Genomic DNA, 21,126 nt, shown 5'->3' on the forward strand with positions numbered 1-21,126 from the left:
CACCTCTGTTATAATAAGTTAAGTGTAGCTTATCAATCAGCAGTCAGCAAACAATACATCGGAACTGGAAGATTATTGTTGAATAAGACATAGAGAAGAAAATAGTGTATGATCTTCTTAAGGAGAGTTTAATATGAATGGATTTTCTCATTTTAATGAACAGGGCAGAGCCCAGATGGTTGATATAAGCGAAAAATCTTCAACTGTTCGTACTGCGATTGCAGTTTCAAGCGTACAAATGAAAAATGAAGTGTACGAAAAAATAAAAAGTCATGACATCGGCAAAGGAGACGTGCTTGCCGTTGCACAGGTTGCCGGAATTATGGCGGCGAAGCAAACTTCATCTATTATTCCGATGTGCCATCCCCTCTCGCTGAGCGGAGTTGATATCTCTTTTGGGTGGGAAAACAAGGAATCAGAAGCCATTCTTCATATACAAGCAAGTGTCAAAACGAAAGGGAGTACAGGTGTGGAAATGGAAGCGCTAACTTCTGCTTCTGTGTCCGCCCTTACCGTTTATGACATGTGCAAGGCTCTAGATAAGGGCATGGTCATCGGTCCTACCTGCTTGTTAGAAAAAACAGGCGGGAAAAACGGTGATTTTAAAAGAGAAACATCCGAGTACGATTTGGAGGACCAAAAATGAATAAGGATCAATCAAAAATTCCGCAGGCGACAGCAAAACGGCTGCCGCTTTATTATCGCTTTTTAAAGAATCTGCATGCATCAGGAAAGCAGCGCGTTTCGTCTGCTGAGCTGAGTGATGCCGTAAAAGTAGATTCCGCCACGATCCGCAGGGACTTTTCCTATTTTGGGGCGCTGGGCAAAAAAGGATATGGATATAATGTGGATTATTTGTTGTCGTTTTTCAGAAAAACACTTGATCAGGATGAAACGACAAATGTCATCTTAATCGGTGTCGGAAATTTAGGAACAGCATTTCTCCACTATAATTTCACAAAAAATAATAATACAAAAATTTCAATGGCTTTTGATATAAATCAGAGTAAAATAGGAACTGAGGTAGGTGGAGTTCCCGTTTATAATTTAGATGATCTTGAGGTCCATATTAAGGACGTGCCCGTTGCGATTCTCACTGTCCCGGCGGTCGCCGCCCAATCTATTACAGACCGATTGATCGCCCTTGGAGTGAAGGGAATCCTTAACTTTACGCCGGCTCGTTTGAATGTGCCGGAACACATTCGAATTCATCATATAGATTTAGCTGTCGAACTTCAGTCACTGGTTTATTTTTTGAAGCACTACTCGGTAATAGAAGAAATCGAATAAAAGGAAAGGGGGAGCCCAAAATATGCCGATCGGTCCTGGAAGCCTTGCCGTTATTGCAATTGTAGCGTTGATTATCTTTGGCCCTAAGAAACTGCCTGAACTGGGAAAAGCAGCCGGAGACACACTTCGTGAATTCAAAAATGCTACTAAAGGTTTAGCGAGTGATGAAGAGGAGAAGAAAAAAGAAGATCAGTAAGATAGGATGACCCTTATGAAAGTTAATCAAATGTCGCTTATAGAGCATATCACTGAACTTCGAAGACGGTTGCTTATCGTGGCGATTTCTTTTGTCGTCTTCTTTATCGCAGGCTTTTTTTTAGCGAAGCCTGCTATCGTTTATCTGCAAGGGACTGATGAAGCGAAAGAGCTTACACTGAATGCGTTTAATCTGACAGACCCGCTGTACGTGTTTATGCAGTTCGCGTTTATCATCGGTCTTGTCCTGACCTCGCCAATCATTCTTTTTCAGCTTTGGGCTTTTGTAAGTCCGGGGTTGTATGAAAAAGAGCGCAAAGTTACGCTTGGGTATATCCCGATCGCCATTATGCTGTTTTTAGCAGGCGTGTCATTTTCCTATTATATTTTGTTTCCTTTTGTTGTTGATTTTATGAAGCGGATTTCTAATGATTTAGATGTGAATCAAGTGATAGGAATTAATGAATATTTTCATTTTCTCCTGCAGCTGACGATTCCGTTTGGCCTGCTGTTTCAAATGCCGGTCATTCTGATGTTTCTGACAAGGCTGGGGATTGTTACACCGATGTTTTTGGCGAAAATCCGCAAATACGCGTATTTCACGCTGCTTGTCATTGCCGCGCTGATTACGCCGCCGGAGCTTTTGTCTCATATGATGGTAACCGTTCCGCTCTTGATCCTGTATGAAATCAGCATTTTTATATCGAGGACCGCTTATCGGAAGTCGCAGAAAAACATGGCGGAATCTGATAAGGATGTATCTTCTTAAGACATAAAAAAAGCCAGTCCTATTTTTAAAGGGACTGGCTTTTCATTATTTCTGATCTTTCTTCAACTTAAGCGAAAAAGCAAACATTTTAAAAGAAATGCTTATATTGTAAGCGGCGAAGACCATCAGCAAAATGGAATAAAAAGACCACATGCTGCCTGGTGAGCTTGCGGCGAGGTAAGTGAAAATGACGCCGACGGCAAAATATATCAATCCCCAAGTCACTGGGTTCCTCATAAAAATAATCCTCCAATAATTAATTGCATTTGCGCGCTCTGCTGCTCAAGGTATTTTTGAACAGGTTCAAGCTGCATCAAAACCACGAATGTATTCATCATTATATGGGCAAAAATCGGTACGATAATCCGCTTTGTGCGTGCATATAGAAATGCGAAGGTAAAGCCCATCGCTGTATATAATAGAATGTGTTTCAAATCAGCATGCACAATGCCGAAAATAATCGAACTGATCAGGCCGGCAATAAAGAAATTTGTTTTTTCATACAGGACGCCGAAAATGATTTTCCTAAAAATGATTTCTTCTAAAATTGGACCGATGATGGAAGAAACGGCAATCATCAGCGGAACTGACTGGATGATTTTCAGGATGGCTTCGGTATTTTCTGATTCTCTGCCGATTCCCAAGACATAGTATTCTATAGATCCGGCAATCATCTGAGAAATAAGGGCGAGGAAAATACCGATAATCGCCCACATGATGGAAATGCCGATCGGAGCCTTTTTTTCATTATGGAGCGTACGTTTCGGAGCTGTTCTTAAAATAAGAAGAACAATGACCAGGCCGATGACAAAACTGATGACAGACCACAAACCCTGAGCCTGAATCAAGTTTTCATCGGTTACTTGTCCGCCTCCGAATCCTGCTTTATATAATAAAGGGACGCCGATGATGACTGAAAACTGCATGAGGACATATGTCAAAATAATAAACCAATACTGTTTTTTCAAATGGTATGTACTCCTTTATCCAATAAGATCAACTCATCTATAGCTATTGTAACACAACTCGACTAACGGTAAAAAAGCGAGGCGGCAGGAGACACGGAAAGAATAATGTAAGCGTGAAAATTTTTTATTCTTATCACTTGAAATTGGAAGTGAGATTCTTTATTATAAGAATTGTGTTAGCACTCTTTAGAGTTGAGTGCTAAAATTACATATTCATACTATTGAGGAGGTTATTACATTGTTAAAGCCATTAGGTGATCGCGTTGTCATTGAACTCGTAGAATCTGAAGAAAAAACTGCCAGCGGAATCGTTTTACCGGATTCTGCAAAAGAAAAGCCTCAAGAAGGCAAAATTGTGGCTGCCGGTTCAGGTCGCGTGTTGGAAAGCGGAGAGCGCGTTGCTTTAGAAGTAAAAGAAGGCGACCGCATTATCTTCTCAAAATACGCAGGTACTGAAGTGAAATACGAAGGTACTGAATACTTAATTTTACGTGAAAGCGACATTTTAGCTGTTATCGGATAAAACAGATTTGAAAATAAATTTTTAAAAACTTGAGGAGGTTTCGTGACATGGCAAAAGATATTAAATTTAGTGAAGAAGCACGCCGCGCAATGCTGCGCGGAGTAGATGCACTTGCTGATGCGGTGAAAGTAACTTTAGGACCAAAAGGACGCAACGTGGTTCTTGAGAAAAAATTTGGTTCTCCGTTAATCACAAATGATGGTGTAACAATCGCGAAAGAAATCGAGCTTGAAGACGCGTTTGAAAACATGGGTGCAAAGCTTGTAGCTGAAGTAGCCAGCAAAACAAACGATGTAGCGGGTGACGGTACGACTACAGCTACAGTTCTTGCTCAGGCTATGATTCGTGAAGGCCTTAAAAACGTAACGGCAGGCGCTAACCCTGTAGGCGTTCGTAAAGGTATGGAACAAGCTGTAACAGTTGCGATTCAAAACCTTCAAGAAATCTCTAAACCGATCGAAGGAAAAGAGTCTATCGCTCAGGTTGCTGCGATTTCTGCTGCTGATGAAGAAGTCGGAAGCCTGATTGCTGAAGCGATGGAGCGCGTTGGAAACGACGGCGTTATCACGATCGAAGAGTCTAAAGGTTTCACAACTGAGCTTGAAGTTGTTGAAGGTATGCAGTTCGACCGTGGATATGCGTCTCCTTACATGGTAACTGATTCTGATAAGATGGAGGCGGTTCTTGAAAATCCTTACATTTTAATCACAGACAAAAAAATTACAAATATTCAAGAAATCCTTCCTGTGCTTGAGCAGGTTGTTCAGCAAGGCAAACCATTGCTTCTGATTGCTGAGGATGTTGAAGGTGAAGCTCTTGCAACACTTGTTGTGAACAAACTTCGCGGCACATTCAACGCAGTTGCCGTTAAAGCTCCTGGCTTCGGTGACCGCCGTAAAGCAATGCTTGAAGACATTTCTGTCCTTACTGGCGGAGAAGTCATCACAGAGGATCTTGGCCTTGACCTGAAATCAACTGAAATCGGACAATTGGGACGCGCTTCTAAAGTCGTTGTGACAAAAGAAAACACAACAATTGTTGAAGGTTCTGGCGAAACAGACAAAATCGCTGCACGCGTAAACCAAATCCGCGCTCAAGTGGAGGAAACAACTTCTGAATTCGATAAAGAAAAATTACAAGAGCGTCTTGCGAAACTTGCTGGCGGCGTAGCTGTCATCAAAGTCGGCGCAGCGACTGAAACTGAATTAAAAGAGCGTAAACTTCGTATCGAAGATGCCCTTAACTCAACTCGCGCAGCAGTTGAAGAAGGTATCGTATCCGGCGGAGGAACAGCACTTGTGAATGTATATAACAAGGTAGCTGCAGTTGAAGCTGAAGGTGATGCTCAAACTGGTATCAACATCGTGCTTCGCGCGCTTGAAGAACCAATCCGTCAAATCGCACACAATGCAGGTCTTGAAGGATCTGTCATCGTTGAGCGCTTGAAAAATGAAAAAATCGGCGTAGGCTTCAACGCTGCAACTGGCGAATGGGTAAACATGATCGAAAAAGGTATCGTTGACCCAACAAAAGTTACACGTTCTGCACTACAAAACGCAGCTTCTGTAGCAGCAATGCTCTTAACAACTGAAGCGGTTGTTGCTGACAAACCAGAAGAAAATGCCGGCGGCGCAGGAATGCCTGACATGGGCGGCATGGGCGGTATGGGCGGCATGATGTAATTAAGGTTTTAAAACCTTTTTATATCAATGTTCTGTGATGTTTTATTAATTTCTTGTGTGCAGGTTTGTGTGCATCGATCCGAAATTTAATAAACCTAGACAAAAAAGAAGAGCCCATTATAGTAGAAGGTCTTTCATCAGTTTACTGAACTGTTGGGAGGCCTTTTCTTCCATATTTGCTGTCATATGAGCATAGATATTCATGGTTGTATTTATGTCTGTATGTCCCAATCGCTGTTGTATCTCTTTAATACCTACTCCTGCTTCAATCAATAAAGATGTGTGGGTGTGTCTGAATGAATGGGGAGTAATATTTTTTTCTATTTTAGCTTTTTTTAATAAGCGTTTAAGCCTAGTATCCACTACTTTTCTTAGTTGTGGATGCCCATCTTCACGGGCAAAAATAAATTCGTTATCTTGATAAGTAAGTCTGTTTTTTAATTTAATCTCATTTTGTTTAAGCCGATGCTTCTTTAACATATTAGTTATCATGTCATCAATCTTGATTGTACGTACAGAGCCCTTTGTCTTTGGAGTTAAAAGCTGATATTTCTTAAAATGATTGGTAGGGTTATAAAGAGTTTTATTAACTCGGATTGTACCTTGCTTTTCGTTGAAATCGCCCCCTATGATGTGTTCTTTATTTCATAATGGGACAAACGGCGATAAGGGAATCATTTCCGACCAAGAAGTAATTTAAAAAGTTTTTTTCAAAATTGATTTATAGAAGGGGAAAATAAGTAGTATATTTTCAAGTTCATCTATCCGTAGCTTACTTGAATTATCGTAACTTAAAGGATATAAAAAAAGAAAAGTGACTCGATTAAAATACTTGAAAAGTTAGGTGAAGAGTTAGAGACTAAGTGTGGATATTTTTTTAAAATAAATTCACCACCCTGTTTGCAGCTATCAAAATACGTAGCTGCTCTTTTTATTGAAACGTATATAGAAAATATCAATTTATAAAAAGTCTTACTTTAGGATTGTGAGGCTTTTTTTGAGCTGTATTTTGGATTTTTTTAATAAATTTGTTTAGCTTCTACTTAAAATTTAATGGTAATTGAAATAAATATGATAAAATAATATATATTATATTGCATATTGACATGTGTGGAAGGAGGATAAAGTATGAGTAATTTTACATTTTTTAAGGAAAAGTGGGAAGTTTTAGCTTTCTTTGGTGAATCTGCTGAACGAAATGTGTATACTTCTCCTGGTCTCGCTGTAATGGCACTAAGATCGTTTGCAGAACATTTAGCTAAGTCGATAGTTGCATTAGAAGGAATAGATGAACCTAAGCGGGATTTTGGTCAAGATAAACGTATTAAACTAATAGAAAGAAATGTTGATATTATTCCAAAAGATATTATAAGTATCTTTCATACCATTCGAAAGTTAGGTAATACAGTAAACCATAATGGCGATCATGCTATTGAAGTAACCTCAGACGAAGCAATGACTCTTTTAGAGTTAGGGTATTCCCTGGCGTCTTGGTTTAATGATGTATATATATATCCACCTTTTAGCATTGGTGAATTTGTAAAACCAGAAAAGATTGAAATGGTACAAGAAAAACTTGCTCACCTACAGTTAGAGTTAAAGCAAAAATCCAAGTTATATGAGCAAACTATTTCTGAATTAAAAGCAACGCCTGTTTCTACCAAAGAACGTGCGAATCGTAGAAAACGTAGTATTAACCGTCACTATCCTGAAAAAGAAGCACGTGTCATTATCGACCAACAGTTACGAGAAGCTGGATGGGAAACAAATACAGAATTATTAAACCATAGGAAAAACAAAACAATGCCAAAGCGCAACCGTAATATGGCGATAGCTGAATGGCCTACTTTAATTGGACCAGTAGACTATGCATTATTCATTGGAATGAAATTGGTTGGTTTTATAGATGCAAAAGCAAAAAATAAAAATGTGTATAGTGTCCTACAAGGTCAAGTAAAAGACTATGCTAGCAATATTAAATTCTTTAGTGATATTGAATTTGTAGATATGGAGGGTGAGTACCAAGTTCCTTTTCTGTATGCTGCTAATGGACGTGCTTACAATGAAACGATTGAAACTTTATCAGGTATATGGTTCTTCAATGCATTAGATAAAAATGGGTTATCACACGCCAATAACGGATGGCACTCACCAGATGAATTAAAAGAGAAATTAAAGATAAATGTGAAGGAAGCAGAAAGTGAATTATTAAAAAAACCTCTAGATGAATATGGACTTTATGATTATCAGCAAGATGCCATCTGTGCTATTGAGAAGGCTGTTGCTAAGGGTAAGAGGCGTATTCTACTTTCAATGGCAACTGGTACTGGAAAGACACGGACCGCATTAACATTAATGTATCGTTTACTTGAAGCGAATCGCTTTCATCGTATTTTGTATGTGGTAGACCGTACTTCTTTAGCTGAACAAACTGAAGACTCTGCGAATGCATTGATCTTTAAAGATATTACATTCGGGCAAACTTACACGATTCAACCAGTTGAGGAAACTGGTTTTAATGCAGATTCTAGAGTTAGACTTGCAACAGTTCAAGGGTTAAATCAGAAACTGCAAAATGGTGAACTTGGGACGGTTGGACAATATGACTTTATAATCGTCGATGAAGCCCATAGAGGTTACAAACTGGATAAAAATATTCCTGAAGATGAGATCGATTTCCGTGATGAAACTGAATATCAGAGCCAATATAAAAAGGTTATTGATTATTTCGATGCACCAGTTGTAGGGATGACAGCAACACCAACATTAACTACGACAAGGATTTTTGGTGAGCCAGTGTTTGAATATTCCTATTCACAAGCGGTTATTGATCAAGTCCTTGTTGATCACGATGTGCCAAAAAGATACCATACCAAACTTGCCGACGAGGGAATTAAGTTTAATGCAGGAGATATTGCTGAATTTATTAATAGTAAGACTGGAGAAATTGAGAGTAAGCGATTGCCAGATGAATTGAGTTATGATGTAACTGCGTTTAATAAAAGAGTTGAAAATATAGAGTTTAATAAGAATGTTGCAAACATGATAGCTGAAGATATACCATTAACAACTCCTGGAAAAACATTGATTTTCGCAGCTTCTAATATCCATGCGGATAATATGGTAATGTTTTTAAAAGAAGCCTATAAGGACTTTGGTGAAGAAATTCAAGATAATGATATTATGAAGATTACAGGTGAGATTAAAAATCATAATAGTGCTATTCGACGGTTCAGAAACGAAGAGCGCCCGAAGATTGTTGTAACAGTAGACTTACTTACAACGGGGGTTGATATTGAGGATATCGTTAACCTGGTGTTTTTACGTGCAATTAAATCACGGGTTCTATATGAACAAATGCTAGGACGTGCTACCCGTAAATCGAAAAATTTTGTTAAAGAGAAATTTTACATTTATGATGCAGTAGGTGTTTATGATATATTAAATAGCGTTACTAATATGAAGCCAGTTGCCACAAATCCAAAGCGTTCTATCAAGCAAGTTCTTGAAGATACATTAACCGCACCAACTGATAAAGAGTTCAAGACAAATCGTAGAGAATTAGTAGCTAAACTTAATCGTAAGCTATTTCACTTCACTGATATACAAAAAGAAGAAATTCAGTCTACTTTGCATTTAGATGATATAAATACTTGGGTGAAAAATTTAGATAAAGATGATCAACACAGCATTGTTGAAAAAGAAACGACAATTAATGAGCTTCTTTATTATATTAGGCAAAATGTTGATACAACTGGTGGTATTTTAATATCAAAACACAAAGATGAAGTGCGTGAAGCCTCTCGGGGTTATGGTGAAGGGAATCAGAAACCAGAAGACTATATTCAATCATTTTCAAATTTTATTAAAGAAGAAAAAAATAAAGTTAATGCACTAACGATTGCTATTACTGCTCCTGCAGACTTAACCAAACAAGACCTCAAAGAACTTCAGTTATATTTACGAAACAATACCTACACAGAGGACCAACTTAATAGTGCCTATTCCTCAAAAAATAAGGTTGAATTGGTTACTGATATTATTAGTTACATTAGACAAGTAGCTTTAGGTAGTCCACTTGAATCTACAGAAACACGTGTCAAACGAGCTATTAAACGGATTAAGGAAAGACATAATTGGACTGATAACCAAATTAAATGGCTGAATGTTATCGAAAAACAGTTAATTGCAAATATTGTCCTTGGACCAACTGCCGAAGAAGCATTAAGTGGACCTGCTTTTAGAGATCTTGGAGGATTGAGGAGAGCAAAGATTACATTCAAGGATGTAAATTTGGATGATCTTATTAGAAAAATTAATAGCGAACTATATGTAAGTTAAAGGAGAAATACACATGACATCTGATTCAGTAATTTCAAAACTCTGGAGCCAAGCAGGCGTTTTAAGAAACGACGGCGTGGGATATAATGAATATCTTTCAGAATTAACCTTTCTTGTTTTTCTTAAAATGGTTGAGGAACAAGATTTAAATAACCAAATCCCAGTTGGCTATCGCTGGTCGGATTTATCTACACTTGATGGTCGTAAATTATTAACCTTCTATGAGCAACTTTTAATTGACCTTGGAAAAGATAAAATAGAAATTAGTGAAGAAAGCTATAGAAAACTTCTCAATAATAATGATATTGATATTATTGAAGAGGAAGAGAATGGCGTATCCACTTATTATATTATTAATAAAAATGAGTTGCTTAAAAAAATATTTCATAGAGCAAAAACTGCCATTTCTGAGCCGAAAAACCTGAAGACGATCATTAATGCTATAGATGCAATTGACTGGTTTAGTCAGGATCGTGAAAATCTAGGTGACATGTATGAAGGGTTATTAGAAAAGAATGCTGAAGATACGAAATCAGGTGCTGGTCAATACTTTACTCCACGTGCGGTAATTGATGCTATTGTTGAAGTTATTAAGCCACGACTAGGTGAAAAGCTCCTCGATCCAGCATCTGGGACATTCGGTTTCATGGTTGCGGCAAATAAATATTTACGTGAGCATAATGACTACCATAAGTTAAATGATGTAGATTTTGAATTTCAAAAGTCTCATGCATTTTCTGGTATGGAATTAGTACCAGCTACTTACAGGTTAGCATTGATGAATGCTTTACTTCATGACATTGACCCAAAAGATTTGCGCATGGGAAATTCACTATCTGAAAATGGAATGTGGATGAAAAACTTTGATGTTGTATTGACAAATCCACCATTCGGGATTGCGAATGAGCGTGCGACACGTTCAGATGTTACTTTTGAATCATCCAACAAGCAGTTGAACTTTTTACAAGTTATATATAATTCATTAAAAAAAGATGGAATAGCACGTGCAGCTGTAGTTATTCCTGATGGAGTCCTTTCAGGAACAGGAATCGGTGCAGAAATTCGTAGAGATTTATTGCACAAAACAAATCTACATACGGTATTACGCCTACCAACAGGCATATTCTATAAGCCAGGTGTGAAAACATATGTTTTATTCTTTACTCGTGGAGAAACTGATGATAACAACACAAAAGAAGTTTGGTATTATGATTTACGTGCTCTAAACCACTTTACTCCAAAACAAAACAAATTAAAGTACAGTGATTTTAAAGAGTTCATTGAACTTTATGCTGGTGATGAAAATGGTGTCCGTCATGAAACTTATTCTGAAGAAAATCCAAATGGTCGTTGGCGAAAATATACGATAGAAGAAATTCTAGAAGATGAAGGTGTTAGTCTTGGCCTTCATTGGATTCGTGAAGAGGAAGAAATACGAGATATAACTGAGATTATTGAAGAATATGAAACAGAACGTTCAGAAATAGACCTTCAAATAAATAAGTTACTAGAAGAGATTCATGAGATTTTGGGGGCACACAAGAAATGAATATAAGTGAGTTTCGAACTTCCGTAATAAGAAAAGCTATATATGGAGAGCTAGTCCCTCAGTATAAAGAAGAAGGAACATCTACGGAGTTACTACAGCAAATTTTAGAACACAAAAAAGAAAAAAAGAAAGCAAAAGTCACTTCTACTATTAAAAAAAATTCTAATGGTATTTTCTATGAACATTTTGAAGATGGAAGTTTACGTGAGGTAGAGGAAGCATTTGATATCCCAGACTCTTGGAATTTCACATCACTTTCGACTGTAATAGATTTAACCTCTGGTAGAGATTTGAAAAGTAATCAATACTCTGATGAAGAGATGGGTATTCCATATCTAACTGGAGCAAGTAATTTTTTAAATGGTGAATTGATTATTAATAGATACACTAATGAACCTGCTGTAATTGCTCTTAAGGGAGACTTATTATTCACAGTTAAAGGTACAATTGGAGAAATGGCATATTTAAATTTACCAGAAGCTCATATAGCACGTCAGATAATGGCAATACGCTCAGAACATATACCGCTTCCATATATAAAAATCTTTCTTGATTATTATGTGGAGGAGTTAAAGATTAAAGCTAGAAGTTTAATTCCAGGGATATCTAGAGACGATTTATTAGGTGCACTTATTCCTATTCCTCCTCTACAAGAACAGTTACGCATTGTAAAAGCAGTTGAAACATGCTTTACTTTTGCAGACTTAGTTGAACAACGCCAAATGCTTACTAAACGGTTTAAGGTGAATTTGCAATCAGCATTGCTTAATGAGGCAATTCGTGGAAAACTAATCCCGCAAAATAATGACGATGAGTCAGTATTATCTAAATTAAAGTCTCTAGATATTAAAGGTGAAATATTTGAGGATGGACCATTTAATCTTCCAGATGGCTGGATATGGACAAACTTAAAAACAATTTCAGAGACAATTAAAGCAGGAGGAGATAAGCCGAAAGAAGTTTCCTCAGTAAAGACAGACGAATTTCCTTTTCCTATTTATGCAAATGGTGCAAAGGACAACGGTCTTTATGGATATTCCAAGGAGGCAAAAATAACTGAAGAGTCATTAACAGTTTCTGCCAGAGGAACAATTGGCTTTTCCGTTGTTAGAAGGGAGCCATATACTCCAATTGTTCGTTTGATTGTTATTGTTCCGAACCGTAATTTAATATGTTTAGAATATCTTAAGGTTGTGTTCGATGCATTTTATACAGATGGGAACGGAACTAGCATTCCTCAATTGACTGTTCCACATGTTAAGGAAAAGCTTATTCCTGTTCCACCTTTGCAAGAACAGGAACGAATTATAGCGGTTTATAAAAAATTGATAGCAAATCTTTGAGCTGCAATAAAAAATGATTAATTATTTATTAGACAAAAAACAAGGGTTATTTCATTATATATGTATCTTTCGTGTTAAATAATCAGGAAAGATGTTTTCTTGTTATCACCCATCATTTTTATTCTAATGGATAATTTATGGGTAAATTAAAAGAACTCACAGATTGTAATCTGTGAGGTCCTTGAATAATACACATGGATATTTTTCACGGCAATACAGCGTGTCGTGTTTGTGCCGATTTTATGCCGAAAAGCTTTTATATCAAAGGTTTGATCAGATTTATTGTTATTCAGTTCGAGCCATTTCAAGCAAAACTAATCAAGTTCGAGATGGAAGGTTCTATTGGATATAAACAAAATTGATTAAGACGAATGTATATAAAAAAGCTCAGAACATTAATATTCCGAGCTTATTTTATAACAATAGTGTTAATATAGTTAGTGCTTGTTTTTAGGCTGCTAATTCAATTTTTATTTTTGTGTTAAGTGTACTTTGTACTACATAACCATACTCAAATTGCATCTATTGAGGGTGTTTTTTTGTGTGCGAATTTGTGTGCAATCTTTTTTGCTTATATTAAAATGCATTTGATCAAAGTGTATTAAAATATTGATATAAAGCCTTTTTTTAAACCTATTTTCTTCAGTTATATCTAAAAATGAATGGGCGGCATGATGTAAAACCGACAAAAAACCCTTGATAAGCAAGGGTTTGTCGGCAACAGACGTCATTTTTGATGCCCTTTTGATGCCAATTATAAATTTTCGAGGCTTCTCACGAGTTCACTGAACTTGTGAGAGGCTTCTTTTTTTGTCTTTTGTGGTTTGATTTTTTCAGCGCATGCTTTATTTGCCCTTATCCACAAAGGGGAGGGGCATTGAGTTATTTATGTTTGGTCATTTTCTATATCCATTCATTCCTCGTAGAGCTTATTAACCAACTCGGTAAATGAATCACATATATCACTCAAAGCTCCATTAGAATCTTCATATGCAATTTCATGATCGCAGAAACCAGGGAGAGATTCTCTTTATTCTGCCGATAACCGAAACAGATTTCGTTACCGAAAAGAAAAAGACCCAGTTATCTAAATAAATAGTGCCACCAACACTCTTAGACGGTTTCCCCTAGGAAAGCACTGTCAAATAGAAATCCTGTTAAAATGTCTATGTCCCGACTCTATGGAGACAGATAATCCAATTATCAACTCTGATATTAGTTTTTTTATGATTTATCAAGGAGGACTTAAAAGTGCATTTTTCAGGAATTATAGATCGTTTGGCTTTATATGATTTACACAGAAAAAGAAGCAAAGATAAACATTTTTCTGCTGTTTTTAAAGTCGATGTAGATGATAGAGAGAAATTTTACAGTGCAAATATAGCTGATGTTTCAATTAATTTGAATAAATCTAAAAAAAGTTATAGGGTTGGAACATTTAGTTATGAATCCTTAATTCAAACTGGGAATCTTGTTAATGATACTTTAAAAGGGGAGGTTTTTTTAAATGAAAATGATATAGATCAACCCAATGTTATCTTTGTACATGGCTGGCGCATGGATTCGTACAATAGGATCAAAAAAATATTTCATAATCGTATAATGCACGATTTAGGCTGGAACATGTATTATTATTCTCTTCCATACCATTTTGAAAGAGAACCGGAAAATTCGCTGTATAGTGGCGAATTGATGATTAGTGCAAATATTGATCGTACAATTGAGTCGACAAGACAGGCCATTGTAGATTTACGGGCGTTAATTCACTGGATAAAAGCAAATAAAAAAGGCCCTGTTATCATAGTGGGAGTAAGCTTAGGGGGATGGGTCACTAATCTAATTGCTACCCTAGAATCCCAAATTGATGTAGTGGTATCAATCTTTTATGCCAATCGCCTTTCTTATTCAATATGGAACACGATCCCAGGTAAATTTATAAGAGAGGAATTAGAACAAAATGGTGTGACCTATGAATATTTAGAAAAATATTGGAATATCACAGATCCTAGTCAAGCCTTACCGAAAGTTAATAAAGATAACATTTTGTTGATTTCTGCTAAACATGATCAGTATATTGACTTAAAAGATGCAGATTATTTATGGGAAAGTTGGGGGAAACCCACAAGATATGTTTACAATTGTGGTCATTCCGGTATTGTTCTTTGTCGCAAAAAGCTGGCAAATAATACGCTTTCCTTTATACGAGAAAGGATACATACGGGCAAAACAGGTTCAGTTACATCGTAGACCTTATAAGAAAGGAATTTCTTATTAAAGATACCAAAAGTGATACAACCTTTTTCATATTTAATAATTTTATAAAAGTCAAAAAAGTCCCTTCCGATTAAGGATGGGCTTTCTCATAGACCGATATAAACATTCTCCAAAAATGAAAGTACCCTCTAATACAGCGGTGTGGTCACCTGCCTTTTAGAGCACGGCGAGATGCCGCAGAAAGTTGCGGGTTTGTACCGGCTTACGACTGTGAGTATATCCGTAGGTAACTCCCTGAAAGGATTTTAAAGATCTAAAGGGTTTTAGTAGTTTCTAAAAGATGAAGAAATAGCAGCACTGAAAGAGTTATTGAGAAGAACAAAGGGAGGAAAAAGAAATAAGGCTTGTAAGGAGTAGTTTAACAAGCCGTGGATTGGGGATTTTTGGGCCGGTTCGATACAAATCAACAATATTCAGATGGCAAAGCTTTTTTTTCATGATAATTGCATGCTTAATTTCCTTTTCTACCCTTCCTAATTTAAAAACTTTAGTATACTTTCCTCAGTTTCCTCAGTAAGTGTATTTTTTTCAACAAATATATCTATATATAAATATAAAGCCGTACATCCAGATGCAAAACCATTGAAATACGGACCAGAACTGAAGCGCCAGTGGAGAAAGACGTTAGATGAAGTTATTGTACCATTGGATGGCGAGCTGAGATAAAGTCGTTTTGAACTAAAGGAATCTATATAACGATAGGCCAACTGCGACTTGAGTTGGCCTATCCTGTTTATTTTAAAGAAACAGCGTGAGATTGCTGACGGAACTACTATGCGTACTAGTCGTTTTCTTTAATCACCATTTCCAGTTCTTCCACCTCTCTCCGAATACTAATCGCAGGCTCCCAAGAATCAATCAGACGAATTGCCTTCTGATTAGATTCCATCGCTTTCGTATGCTCTCCTGTACGATATAACAGTAGTGCCATCCCGTAATGATAATAGATCAACTCAACCTGATTGGCGTTATGTTTGTCGTACAGAATGTGATCGAAGGCGGCCTCTGCTTTCTCGAACTGATCACAGTTGACATAAGCGACACCCAAATTAAAATAGGCTTCTATCGTTTTTTCACCGCCGTACATGTTGCTGATTTCATTTGCCGCTTCATATAATTGAATGGCTTCTTCGTACTGGCAACGTACAAAGTTCAGGTCTCCCCGAACCAATAGCACCCTATGATGAATAGCAGGGGAAATAGGCTCATCTATGATTTCTTTCAAAATCGTCTCTGCTTTTTCAAAATTGCCTGCTTTTAAAAACCGTCTTGATTGCAGCGCAAGCCCCCACACCTTTAAATCGTGAACATTGGTATCCGCAGCGTCTAATTGCTCCAGAATTTTCAGGCCGGCTTCTATTTGCTGAAGAGCCCCGTCTAAATCATTGACTTCCATGAGTGCCCAGCCTGCTGTGTCCATTCGAAAGAAAGCTTCTAGTGTGTGTTTGCCTAATTGATGGGCGGCGTCGGCGGCTTTACGGCCGTATTCGATTCGTAAGGGCAGGTTGATTCTGCTTAGAAAATGGCTGATGCGAGTGATGAGTTCAATTAGGATTTCATTTTGTCTGGTTTCGCTTGACCATTTGATCACCTTTAGGATGTTTGGCCATTCTGTTTTGATTTGGTCTAAATCACGTCCAAGGAGATAGCTCCAATAAATAGAGTTTGGCTGTTCCCGCTTTAAATGGGTTTCCGCATAATGAATATAATAATGCGCCCACCGCCTGCGCGCCTCATTTTCAAAGTCCTGATTTTCGGACATGTGCTGTTCTCCGTATGCGACAACGGTTTGATGCACTAAGTACTGTGTTCTTTCTTTGCTTCGTTCCGGCTGAATCAAGGCGTATGACCGCATTTGTTCAACTGCGTAATGAAAACAGCGAGCGTCTAATCCGGCCGCTGCCGCCAGGCTTTTTTCATCTGGCGGCTTGCTGAAAAAGCATAGCACCTGCCATAGCTTCCGGGTGTCTTCATTGCATCTGTGCCATGTGCGCCCAAATAGAAAATCAAACAGATCTAATAGTGAGTAGCCTGCCTTTCCAAGTTCATGAATCAGCTGCTGAGCGGGAATGTCATCGTCTGACATATAGGCGATGCTGAGTGCCATGGCTTTCGGGTTTCCGGCTGTCGCTGAAATGAACTCACTCTTCAGTTCTGGAGATAGTTCCAGCAGCTGCGCTAGCTTTTCTCGTTTAGTTGGATCGTTGCACATTTGCAGGCAGCGGTTCACTTCTTGATGAAAATATTCCAGGGCATCTGTTTGTTCAAGTCCGCTCAGCTGGATGGTTACCATTTCACCGAAGCCTTCCCGATAGGCTTGCTTCAAGTTTTCACGTGCTGTGAGGAGAACTTTCACGCCTTGGGGCAGGCTGGTGATAAATTCGTGAATGGCTCTTTCAGCAGTGTCTATGCTGTCCACGATCAGCAGTACCGGTTTTTCTCTGGTGTAATTGGCCAAAGCATTGCGGACGACAAATCGTTTTTCGTTTATTGATTTATCGATTTGTTCCGTTCGACCGAGCTGATAGGCAATCGTATTTAAAAAATCACTAAAGCTTAATCCTTTCCAATCAGCACTGAGCCAGATGATGCTGTTGAATGCCGGCCAATCTGAGGAATCGCCGATACAGGAATAGGCTGCTTCAAGAGCAGTAGTCGTTTTTCCCATGCCTGCCCATCCGGTAATTAAACAGGCAGGTGATGCGGAAATCATCCATTGCCGTATTGCCTCGATGTCAAATCTCCGTCCTATAAAGTGACCCGACCAGCGTGACGGTAAGTTGTGTGTTAAAGGCTTCTGTTCTGTAAGCGTATTCGTTTTATGGTCGGGAACCTCAGGAAATAAACGTTTGACTGTTTTTTCAATATCTTCATCAAGCGGTGAACCGAATGATCCGTCTTTTCTTAACGTTTTTGCTTTTTTCAAACAAGATGCCGCCCAAACAGGCAATGCAGGTTTAATGACAGGTATGGTTGTGGTTTCAAGCAGGCCAGTAAACCACTCTATATTCATGTCGGTTTTTTCAAGAATGATCCAGATCATCCCGAACAGTTTTCCATCGTCAATTCTTCCGGGAATATAGTTCACACCCATCTGTCCGATCCAGCTTTTAATCGTGTTTGGGGAAACTCCCAACTGGTGTGCAATTTTATCTAAATAAGACTGTCCTGTTTTTTCATTCTTTTTCCTTCTGATCTTGTAATCAGGATGAAGTTTTAATGACTTGACGCCCGGTGCCAGCAGTTCTGCAAATTGTTTTTGATCTTCAAGTTCAGCCATAAAACCTGCACCTCCTATTAGTACTATTTTATCAATCCTGCTTGTTTTGTATATGAAAAATCAAAAAGTACAGTGCGGCTGTCCTTTTATACAGCATGAAAAGCTGTTGAATGTTTTGAAAAGCAGATAAAATGGGGGCAGTAACAGAAAATGCAAAAATGTATGCACTTACATTTCTTGATGAAGCGGCCATATGCCGTTAGAAGTGTTCATAAAGAAAGGAATTTGCCGAAATGACTCAAACAGTACCTACACAGATGAAAGCAGCTGTTATGCACAACACAAGAGAAATCAAAATAGAAACACTGCCTGTACCTGAAATCAGTCATTATGAAGTGTTGATTAAGGTCATGGCTGTCGGTATTTGCGGATCGGATCTGCATTACTATACAAACGGAAGAATAGGCAACTATGTGGTGGAAAAGCCATTTATCCTCGGCCATGAATGCGCGGGAGAAATCGCGGCTGTCGGCTCGTCTGTTGAACAATTCAAAGTCGGTGACCGCGTCGCTGTTGAACCAGGTGTCACGTGCGGACGCTGTGACGCGTGCAAAGAAGGTCGTTATAACCTTTGTCCGGATGTGCAATTTTTAGCAACGCCGCCAGTAGACGGCGCGTTTGTGCAATATATAAAAATACGGCAGGACTTTGTTTTTGCAATTCCAGATTCACTTTCCTACGAGGATGCTGCCTTGATTGAACCGTTTTCTGTCGGTATTCATGCAGCGATGAGAACGAAGCTTCAGCCTGGATCAACGATTGCGATTATGGGAATGGGCCCTGTGGGGTTAATGGCTGTCGCAGCAGCTAAAGCGTTTGGAGCGGGCACTATCATCGTAACCGACTTAGAGCCGCTGCGATTAAATGCCGCAAAAAAAATGGGAGCGACTCACGCCATCAATATCCGTGAACAGGACGCTCTTGAAGAAATTAAAAACATTACGAATGATAGAGGCGTTGACGTTGTTTGGGAGACAGCGGGGAATCCAGCAGCGCTGCAATCTGCACTGGCTTCTGTTCGCCGCGGCGGAAAACTTGCGATTGTCGGTTTGCCTGCACAAAATGAAATACCGCTTAATGTGCCGTTTATCGCAGACAATGAGATTGATATATACGGCATCTTCCGTTATGCCAATACGTACCCAAAAGGAATCGAATTCCTCGCTTCCGGTATTGTAGACACTGAGCATCTTGTGACGGATCGATATTCGTTGACGCAAACGCAAGAAGCGATGGAACGGGCCCTTCAGTTTAAGAACGAGTGTTTAAAAGTAATGGTTTACCCGAATGAACTGAGTTAAGAACAGGGGGAAGTTGTTTTCCCCCTTTCATGCCATGTGAAAGACTGAGTATGGCTTGTATTCATTTAAATGAAAACGGATTCTTGGGGTGTGAATGATGATTGAAACAGAAAAGATAACCGTATTGAAGGCAAAACATAAATCAGCTTCCAATGCCAGATTGTCCTGGCTTGAACGAATCGGATACGGCTTCGGTGATATGTCGTACAATATTGTGTTTCAATTTGTAAACGCATACCTTTTATTCTTTTATACGGACATCGGTGGCATACAGCCTGCGGTCATCGCCACATTGTTTCTTGTTGTACGGGTGCTGGATGCTATTTTTGACCCGATTATGGGGGTTATTTTAGATAAAACCAATACAAGGTGGGGAAAGGCAAGGCCTTATCTATTATGGGTCGCACTTCCTTTTGCATTATTCACTTTCTTGTGTTTCACGACGCCTCACTTTGGAGCAACGGGAAACATTGTATATGCGTACATTACCTATATCTTACTTGGCATGACCTTTAGTATGCAAACGATTCCAGTAAACAGCTTAACGGGGCGGATTACGAATTCTGTGAAAGAAAGAACAGTATTAACAACGATCCGTATGATATTGGTTTATATCGGAATCCTTCTCTCCATCTCTTGTGCAACGCCGCTTGTGGCATCATTTGGAGGGGATAACCAGGCTTTCGGATTTCAGATGACGGCTTTAGTCTATGCCATTGTCAGTATTGCTTTGAATCTCTTTAGTTTCTTTACAGTAAGAGAGCGGATTGCGCCTAAAAAGAGAGAAAAACAGGGAATCAAAAAGACGTTATCTGTATTGTTTAAAAACAAACCTTTGTTGGTTTTGACATCTTCATTTTTAGCATTTGCGATCGGGTTTAATATTAAAATCAGCACAATGGTGTACTACTTTACGTATAACGTGAACCACAAGGAATGGGTGTTTTTTGGAACTGTTTTATTCTTTGGTGCAGCATTAATCAGCAACTTGTTTATCCCTTACTTTTCTGAAAAGTGCGGCAGAAAAAATGTGATGATCATATCGGCTGCTCTATCACTGATTTCGTATGCGGGTCTGCAGTTTACAGCGTATTCATCGGTGACGCTCATTTTCATCTGGCTATTTGCTTCAGGGTTCTTTACAACCCCTTTAAACACGCTTGCTTGGGGCATGGTTGCAGATTGTGTTGATTATGCGGAATGGAAAACCGGAGTTCGGGCCGATGGAGTGGTAATTTCCAGTATGAGTTTTATTAATAAGTTAGGCGTTGCGCTTGCTGGATCGTTTTCAGCCATTTATTTAGGAGTAGCAGGATATGTGGCTAATACAGATCAGACGGCCGCATCGCTAAATGCAATAAAAAATATGAATGCATTGATACCGGGTCTTTTTATTTTACTCTCTATCATTTTAATATCCTTTTATCCTTTAACTGAAAAAAGATATAGAAACATCGTATCAGAGCTGGAAGAAAGGTCGAACGGTAAGTAAAATTGATTTAAAATTATTAATATTCGATGTAAAGAGTTGTATTTATGACTGAAAGTAATATACTCATAATGAAGTCTGAAGTGAGATAATAATCTAGAATTTGTAAATGAGTGTGATAA

The 21,126-nt window shown here is 38.4% G+C and carries 15 protein-coding genes and 3 pseudogenes; 13 read left to right on the plus strand and 5 right to left on the minus strand.

All coding sequences use genetic code 11. From position 1 onward, the window contains the following. The first annotated feature begins 133 nt into the window (after positions 1-133). From moaC to tatC, 4 genes are read left to right on the plus strand one after another with little or no spacing between them, the layout of a single operon-like run. On the plus strand, positions 134-646 hold the full coding sequence (gene moaC / locus AAHT65_RS10130) for a cyclic pyranopterin monophosphate synthase MoaC (RefSeq protein WP_088116618.1): 513 nt from the start codon (positions 134-136) through the stop codon (positions 644-646). Next, entirely contained in the window at positions 643-1,290 is a 648-nt protein-coding gene (locus AAHT65_RS10135; protein WP_003328531.1) for a redox-sensing transcriptional repressor Rex, read from the plus strand. The genes moaC and AAHT65_RS10135 overlap by 4 nt, the downstream gene beginning before the upstream one ends. Positions 1,291-1,312: 22 nt before the next feature. Beyond that, positions 1,313-1,486: a sec-independent protein translocase protein TatAY gene (gene tatAY, locus AAHT65_RS10140; protein ID WP_003328530.1), complete on the plus strand. Its 174-nt coding sequence runs from the start codon at positions 1,313-1,315 to the stop codon at positions 1,484-1,486. A 6-nt stretch (positions 1,487-1,492) separates the two neighbouring features. Continuing rightward, entirely contained in the window at positions 1,493-2,254 is a 762-nt protein-coding gene (tatC, locus tag AAHT65_RS10145; RefSeq protein WP_087941821.1) for a twin-arginine translocase subunit TatC, read from the plus strand. A 45-nt stretch (positions 2,255-2,299) separates the two neighbouring features. On the opposite strand, the gene AAHT65_RS10150 is transcribed toward tatC, so the two are convergent. After that, a complete protein-coding gene (locus tag AAHT65_RS10150; protein WP_003328528.1) occupies positions 2,300-2,491 on the minus strand; it encodes a YdiK family protein in 192 nt (63 codons plus the stop codon). Beyond that, on the minus strand, positions 2,488-3,222 hold the full coding sequence (locus tag AAHT65_RS10155) for a CPBP family intramembrane glutamic endopeptidase (RefSeq protein ID WP_061573198.1): 735 nt from the start codon (positions 3,220-3,222) through the stop codon (positions 2,488-2,490). Before AAHT65_RS10155 ends, AAHT65_RS10150 begins: the two co-directional genes overlap by 4 nt. Before the next feature lie 238 nt (positions 3,223-3,460). Between AAHT65_RS10155 and groES the strand changes: the two genes are divergently transcribed. Further along, positions 3,461-3,745: a co-chaperone GroES gene (gene groES, locus AAHT65_RS10160; protein ID WP_003155970.1), complete on the plus strand. Its 285-nt coding sequence runs from the start codon at positions 3,461-3,463 to the stop codon at positions 3,743-3,745. 47 nt (positions 3,746-3,792) lie between these two features. Then, positions 3,793-5,427, plus strand: coding sequence for a chaperonin GroEL (gene groL / locus AAHT65_RS10165; protein ID WP_003328525.1), 1,635 nt, complete (start codon positions 3,793-3,795; stop codon positions 5,425-5,427). Positions 5,428-5,544: 117 nt separating this feature from the next. On the opposite strand, the pseudogene AAHT65_RS10170 reads toward groL, so the two are convergent. Next, a pseudogene (locus tag AAHT65_RS10170) lies at positions 5,545-6,048 on the minus strand (site-specific integrase); the annotation flags it as partial. 507 nt (positions 6,049-6,555) lie between these two features. Here AAHT65_RS10170 and hsdR point away from each other — a divergent pair. From hsdR to AAHT65_RS10185, 3 genes are read left to right on the plus strand one after another with little or no spacing between them, the layout of a single operon-like run. Next, positions 6,556-9,768 (plus strand): type I restriction-modification system endonuclease, encoded by a 3,213-nt coding sequence (gene hsdR, locus AAHT65_RS10175; protein WP_343311446.1) that lies wholly within the window; start codon positions 6,556-6,558, stop codon positions 9,766-9,768. A gap of 13 nt (positions 9,769-9,781) precedes the next feature. Continuing rightward, positions 9,782-11,317, plus strand: coding sequence for an N-6 DNA methylase (locus AAHT65_RS10180; RefSeq protein ID WP_343311447.1), 1,536 nt, complete (start codon positions 9,782-9,784; stop codon positions 11,315-11,317). Continuing rightward, complete coding sequence (locus AAHT65_RS10185) at positions 11,314-12,660, plus strand: restriction endonuclease subunit S (protein ID WP_343311448.1); 1,347 nt, start codon at positions 11,314-11,316, stop codon at positions 12,658-12,660. Before AAHT65_RS10180 ends, AAHT65_RS10185 begins: the two co-directional genes overlap by 4 nt. A 913-nt stretch (positions 12,661-13,573) precedes the next feature. Here the strand turns inward: AAHT65_RS10185 and AAHT65_RS10190 are convergent. Continuing rightward, positions 13,574-13,728 (minus strand): annotated as a pseudogene (locus AAHT65_RS10190) (SMI1/KNR4 family protein); the annotation flags it as partial. 104 nt (positions 13,729-13,832) lie between these two features. Between AAHT65_RS10190 and AAHT65_RS10195 the strand changes: the two are divergent. Both AAHT65_RS10195 and AAHT65_RS10200 read left to right on the plus strand, forming a co-directional pair. Further along, a pseudogene (locus AAHT65_RS10195) lies at positions 13,833-14,073 on the plus strand (abhydrolase domain-containing 18); the annotation flags it as partial. Positions 14,074-14,283: 210 nt separating this feature from the next. Continuing rightward, positions 14,284-14,907 (plus strand): alpha/beta hydrolase family protein, encoded by a 624-nt coding sequence (locus tag AAHT65_RS10200; RefSeq protein WP_343311528.1) that lies wholly within the window; start codon positions 14,284-14,286, stop codon positions 14,905-14,907. Positions 14,908-15,715: 808 nt separating this feature from the next. Here the strand turns inward: AAHT65_RS10200 and AAHT65_RS10205 are convergent. Further along, positions 15,716-18,214, minus strand: coding sequence for a tetratricopeptide repeat protein (locus AAHT65_RS10205; protein ID WP_343311449.1), 2,499 nt, complete (start codon positions 18,212-18,214; stop codon positions 15,716-15,718). 233 nt (positions 18,215-18,447) lie between these two features. On the opposite strand from AAHT65_RS10205, the gene gutB reads away from it, so the two are divergent. Together gutB and AAHT65_RS10215 are read left to right on the plus strand one after the other, a co-directional pair. Next, entirely contained in the window at positions 18,448-19,515 is a 1,068-nt protein-coding gene (gutB, locus tag AAHT65_RS10210) for a sorbitol dehydrogenase (RefSeq protein ID WP_343311450.1), read from the plus strand. A 97-nt stretch (positions 19,516-19,612) separates the two neighbouring features. Further along, positions 19,613-21,007 carry an MFS transporter gene (locus AAHT65_RS10215; RefSeq protein ID WP_327854430.1) on the plus strand — a complete coding sequence of 465 codons (1,395 nt, stop codon included), beginning with the start codon at positions 19,613-19,615 and terminating at the stop codon, positions 21,005-21,007. The last annotated feature ends 119 nt before the right edge of the window (positions 21,008-21,126 follow it).

Origin of the sequence: Bacillus atrophaeus, from assembly GCF_039519175.1 — a bacterium.
Taxonomy (GTDB): domain Bacteria; phylum Bacillota; class Bacilli; order Bacillales; family Bacillaceae; genus Bacillus; species Bacillus atrophaeus.

Bases quoted from the DNA above. Each gene is read 5' to 3' on its own strand.
- AAHT65_RS10215 (WP_327854430.1), top strand. From the start codon at position 19,613: ATGATTGAAACAGAAAAGATAACCGTATTGAAGGCAAAACATAAATCA.
- AAHT65_RS10185 (WP_343311448.1), top strand. From the start codon at position 11,314: ATGAATATAAGTGAGTTTCGAACTTCCGTAATAAGAAAAGCTATATAT.
- AAHT65_RS10180 (WP_343311447.1), top strand. From the start codon at position 9,782: ATGACATCTGATTCAGTAATTTCAAAACTCTGGAGCCAAGCAGGCGTT.
- AAHT65_RS10200 (WP_343311528.1), top strand. From the start codon at position 14,284: ATGTATTATTATTCTCTTCCATACCATTTTGAAAGAGAACCGGAAAAT.
- AAHT65_RS10135 (WP_003328531.1), top strand. From the start codon at position 643: ATGAATAAGGATCAATCAAAAATTCCGCAGGCGACAGCAAAACGGCTG.
- moaC (WP_088116618.1), top strand. From the start codon at position 134: ATGAATGGATTTTCTCATTTTAATGAACAGGGCAGAGCCCAGATGGTT.
- AAHT65_RS10205 (WP_343311449.1), bottom strand. From the start codon at position 18,214: ATGGCTGAACTTGAAGATCAAAAACAATTTGCAGAACTGCTGGCACCG.
- gutB (WP_343311450.1), top strand. From the start codon at position 18,448: ATGACTCAAACAGTACCTACACAGATGAAAGCAGCTGTTATGCACAAC.
- hsdR (WP_343311446.1), top strand. From the start codon at position 6,556: ATGAGTAATTTTACATTTTTTAAGGAAAAGTGGGAAGTTTTAGCTTTC.
- tatAY (WP_003328530.1), top strand. From the start codon at position 1,313: ATGCCGATCGGTCCTGGAAGCCTTGCCGTTATTGCAATTGTAGCGTTG.
- AAHT65_RS10150 (WP_003328528.1), bottom strand. From the start codon at position 2,491: ATGAGGAACCCAGTGACTTGGGGATTGATATATTTTGCCGTCGGCGTC.
- groL (WP_003328525.1), top strand. From the start codon at position 3,793: ATGGCAAAAGATATTAAATTTAGTGAAGAAGCACGCCGCGCAATGCTG.
- tatC (WP_087941821.1), top strand. From the start codon at position 1,493: ATGACCCTTATGAAAGTTAATCAAATGTCGCTTATAGAGCATATCACT.